The organism is Pseudoalteromonas sp. TB25, assembly GCF_000497995.1.
Taxonomy (GTDB): Bacteria; Pseudomonadota; Gammaproteobacteria; order Enterobacterales; family Alteromonadaceae; genus Pseudoalteromonas; species Pseudoalteromonas distincta.
The window spans coordinates 1-4,766 of record NZ_AUTI01000151.1 but is presented as its reverse complement, the minus strand read 5'-3'; the positions used below and the strand labels follow the sequence as shown (position 1 = coordinate 4,766).

4 protein-coding genes are annotated in these 4,766 nt (G+C 35.4%); all 4 read left to right on the top strand.

The features are described from left to right. Positions 1–413 (top strand): SAM-dependent methyltransferase (locus L652_RS0103310; RefSeq protein ID WP_024594747.1); only part of this gene is annotated, 413 nt, incomplete at its 5' end. Between the two features lie 274 nt (positions 414–687). Then, positions 688–1,950: a nitrate- and nitrite sensing domain-containing protein gene (locus tag L652_RS0103305; protein WP_024594748.1), complete on the top strand. Its 1,263-nt coding sequence runs from the start codon at positions 688–690 to the stop codon at positions 1,948–1,950. Positions 1,951–2,225: 275 nt separating this feature from the next. Beyond that, positions 2,226–3,419 carry an ATP-binding protein gene (locus tag L652_RS0103300; protein ID WP_024594749.1) on the top strand — a complete coding sequence of 398 codons (1,194 nt, stop codon included), beginning with the start codon at positions 2,226–2,228 and terminating at the stop codon, positions 3,417–3,419. A 58-nt stretch (positions 3,420–3,477) separates the two neighbouring features. Next, positions 3,478–4,689 carry a GGDEF domain-containing response regulator gene (locus tag L652_RS01000000123200; RefSeq protein WP_253951843.1) on the top strand — a complete coding sequence of 404 codons (1,212 nt, stop codon included), beginning with the start codon at positions 3,478–3,480 and terminating at the stop codon, positions 4,687–4,689. Positions 4,690–4,766: the final 77 nt, after the last annotated feature.

Here is a 4,766-nt window from a genome sequence, read left to right as displayed (position 1 = left end):
GTGCTACGTCCGCTTATACGGGTATTCCGCTCACTGCACGCGATGTAGCGCGTAGTGTTACATTTTTAACAGCGCAGTTTGCCGATCCTAACAAGCAACCTCATTGGCAAAATTACGCGTTTATGCCTGCAAACAACAACCCCACTTTAGTGGTTTATATGGGGCTTTCGCGCTTACAAACGCTAAGCTGCGGTTTGCAATCAGTGGGCTGGCCAAGTAATACACCCATCGCACTAATAGAGAATGCCACTAGTACTAAGCAAAAAGTAATTACCAGTACGCTTGAGAAAATAGTAAATGAGCATGCTAAACACAACCTTCAAGGCCCTACCCTAATTATGATTGGTGAAGTAATAAATCATAAAATGGCTATTAGTCCTGAGTTACTAAACAGTGTAAATGTTAACGCATGACGTAAAATGAATAATGCACTTTTCGCGCTTACTACCTCCCCAGGAGTAGGCGCTTTTTTTGTTTTTAATTTGGGTTCAAGTTGTGTGCAATAACATACTTAAATGCACCAAATAAGTTAAAAGTAATGGCAAGTTAAATTATAGAAACACAGTGACAAATAAAAATAATACTTTAAGCAATTGTATTAGCTTGATTTTAAATTCAATGATGAAATTTATTAATGATTGGAACAGTGGTTGCACTTTAAAAACAAAAAAGTGTGGAATAATACCAATGGCGACAAGCAACCCTCTCACAAAACAGTTTTTATTAGCGGCTAAGTATCAAGAAATACACGCGCTAAAGCAATTACAAAACAGTTGTGCCTCGCTTACTAAGTTAGGCGATTTTGTACATCAGTTACAAAAAGAACGTGCAATGAGTAATATCTTTTTGGCCTCAAATCGCGAGCGATTTAAAACCCAATTACAAGAACAAATCCCTTTAAGCAGCAGCGCACAAACTGCATTTTATGATTCTCTTAAACAAACATTTATAAACGACAACGCCGATACTGGTCATACTCGGTTATTTAATTTAATTACCTATAGCCTGCAAACACTTGACGCATTGCCCGAACTACGCAATCAAATAGCACAACAAAACATTAGTGCAGTGCATGCTACGCAGTCATTCACTCAGTTAATTGCTAGTTTACTCAATATTATTTTAGAGGCAGCAGATGGCGCAAGCGATCCTAAAATAACGCGTTTGTTAGTCGCATTTTTCAATTTTATGCAAGGTAAAGAGTACGCAGGACAAGAGCGCGCCTGTGGTGCACAAGCATTTGCAGCGAGTAAATTTACCACTGAGCAAAAACAACAACTCGCGCATTTTGAACAAGAGCAAAACCACAGCTTTGACTTTTTTAATGAGTACGCCGATGCGCACCTTTTAAAATGCTTTGCCACACTAACAACACATCAGGTTAATAATCAGGTAGAGCAACTTAGAAGTTTACTGCAAAAACTCGATGACGAGAATGCTCAACCGCTCTCGCAACTAAGCGAAGTATGGTACGAAGTAACCACTACGCGCATAGATATAATGCACAAAATTGAACAAAATATAGCAGATCAATTAATTGATACCGCAGCAATGCAAATAGCCTTTGCTCAACGTAGTTTAAATACAAATAAGCAAGTACTTAACAATATGGCAGAGCAACACATAGCCCCTACTTTTGGCCAATTAGCCATTAAGCAACCAGAGCCAGAAGTAAACCAAAATATAGCGGCCGATAAGCTCAACAGTAATAAAACTATGTATGATTTAATTATCGAGCAAAGCCAGCATATAAAACAAATAAACCAAGCGTTACTTGACGCTAAAAAAGTTATTAGTGAGCAAAAGGTAATTCACCAAGCCAAGTACATACTTATTGAGCAGTTAAAGCTCACCGAAGAGCAAGCCCATAAACAGCTACAAAAACAAGCAATGGATACGCATAAAACCTTATTTAGCGTAGCGCAAACAATTGTACAAATGAGCGATTAAATATGCTGTTTTTACTTGGGCATGTTGATCTTTAGTAATACCACTACCCTAAATAATAGTTATTTATTAAGTTACAAATTTCACACCCATATTGAGTTTTGCCTTATTTTAAAATTGATTCATAACCTGCTGACTATAATAAGGTAAAACCCTAATTTGAAGTCTATTTATAATGCAAATTATTCAACGCATTCAAAATAATCAACTACAATAAGTTAATCATTTGTTGCATCTCATTTTAATGAGGCATATTTAATACTGTTGTAGGAGTTTGAATGCCCAATGTAGAGAGTTATATAGAAGGTGTATCATTAATAGATGAGCAGCAATTAACAACTTCTCTTGATAATGACATTCAAACAAACATAAAAAACATTGCTGAGCTAATTTTAAATATTTTTGATGCGAGCTCATTTTCTATTGTTGCTAATCAGCCTTCAGGTGTCGTTGAGCTATATAAATCAGGTTCAGAAATAGCAGTAGCTGAAGAGCAACTAGCTGATGATATTTTTAATGAATCGATTATTGAGCATGACCTTAAAATATTTAGAGTTATATCGCCTATTATATTGCCCTCAAACCTTAAGTTTGGATGGTTGATATTCGAGCGAGCAAGTGATTCACTACTTACAGAAAAAGAAAAATCAATTTTAAATAGTTTACAAAAAAACTTTGTAAATCAGTTAGTCCAACGTAAAAACTTATTAGATAAAATAAACAGTGCTAAGTATAATTCAACAATTTGCGAGCAAAACAAAAAAGACGAAACTGAAAAAGATCGCTTAATTAAAAAATTACAAAAAATGAGCGATGAACTTGATGAATTTACCAGTATTGCTTCACACGATCTCAAGTCACCATTAAATGCTATAAAACGTTTATTAGAATGGGTTTATGATGATTGCAAAGATTTACTCCCTCAAGAGCACCTAGAAAATTTTCAGCTTGTGCTCAGCAGAGCTAATAGAATGCAAGTACTCCTAGAAGATTTACTAAGCTACTCGAGAATAAATAGCTGTGATTCAACTCGTGCAAACATATCTTTAGAAAGTCTTTACCAAGATATAGAAAAAATTTTAGAAGTTCCACAAGCTGTCACTGTTGATATACATGCCAATAACGAAGTACTCGATATACCACTGATCCCTTTTAAAACTGTTTTTCAAAATCTTATTAGTAATGCAATAAAACATAACAATAAAGAGCACTCGGTTATCGACATTTCACTTATCCCCTCTAATCAATATTACATTATTGAAATAAAAGATAATGGCCCTGGAATTGACCCTAAATATTTTTCACTCATATTTAAGTTATTTCAAACATTACAATCTCGAGATGACGTTGAAGGTAGCGGCATTGGACTCTGCATTGCCAATAAGCTCATTATTAATTACAGGGGAAAAATTGAAGTAGCCTCCGGTGGAAAGCTTGGCAGTACATTCACTATTTATTGGCCAAAATTTTAACTATGAAATTATCAATTATAAACGAGCATCATGTTGATGCTGCTCTTAGAAGGAACGTATGAATATTTTAATTGTTGATGATGACTTAGTTGATCGCAAATTAATTAAAAAAATGCTTATTTCTGATGGCTCTCAACTTCATAACATCACTGAAGTAACATGCGTTTGCGAAGGGTTAAAAGTAATTGAAAACAACCACTTTGACATAATTTTACTCGATTATAATATGCCCAAAGAAGACGGTATTGAAATGCTAATTGAAATGCGCAAAAAACCTAAACTCGGTAATACCGCAATTATCATGATCAGCTCTTCAGAAAATTCAACCTTGGCAATTGAGTGTATAGAAGCCGGTGCTCAAGATTTTTTACCTAAAGGAGATATAACAGGAAGCAGTTTAAATAAAGCACTTATATATGCCAAAAAACGCTTCGAGGCAGAACAACGTATGCACAACAGTTATCTTGCTGTAAAGCATATGGCAGAACGGGATCAGCTTACTGGTTTGTCTAATCGATATCATTTTGAAGAAATACTAAAAGTAATGATAGCTAACAATAAACGTGCTAAAAACTGCGTGGCGTTACTTGCTTTAGATTTAGATAACTTTAAAAATATTAATGATACGCTTGGCCATAGTGTCGGCGACGAAATTTTAATACAAACAGTAGAAAGAATTCATAGTTGCCTGAGACAAAATGAAGGATTTGCTCGATTAGGTGGTGATGAATTTGCAGTTATAATAGGTGGAATTTGCAATATTAATCAAATAGGTATGATAGCAAATAGAATACTAGCTGAAGTGTCTAAACCCTTTTTGCATGAAGGTAGAACTTTAAATTGCAGTGTTAGTATAGGAAGTGCTTTATACCCAAACGATGCGACTGAATCTCATGAACTGCTAAAATGTGCTGACATTGCAATGTATCGCTCAAAGCAAAGTGGTAAAAGTAGAATTAGCTTTTACAAAGAGCAATATCAGTACGAATTTAGTCGCCGAGTGGATATTCAAAATAGTATAAAAGAGCATATAGAGGAAAAAAACTTTAGGCTATTTTATCAACCTGTTTATTGTTCAAAAACACAAATAATGACAGGTGTCGAAGCCCTTATCCGTTGGCCAGATACAACCATTCATTATACTCCTGATGAATTTATTCCTATTGCTGAAGAGTGCCGATTAATAGCCCCTCTTGGAAAATGGATAATTGCGAGCGCTTTAGAGCAGTTATCTTTATGGCAGCAAAGCTATGAAACTCCCTTATATTAAGCGACAATTACGGTGGCCGGTCTAGCGACAATTATCTTGGCCGGTTGATCTGATAAGGTTCGGTACAGCAGAACGGA

Coding starts and splice junctions, on each gene's coding strand:
- L652_RS0103305 (WP_024594748.1), top strand. CDS start 688: ATGGCGACAAGCAACCCTCTCACAAAACAGTTTTTATTAGCGGCTAAG.
- L652_RS0103300 (WP_024594749.1), top strand. CDS start 2,226: ATGCCCAATGTAGAGAGTTATATAGAAGGTGTATCATTAATAGATGAG.
- L652_RS01000000123200 (WP_253951843.1), top strand. CDS start 3,478: ATGAATATTTTAATTGTTGATGATGACTTAGTTGATCGCAAATTAATT.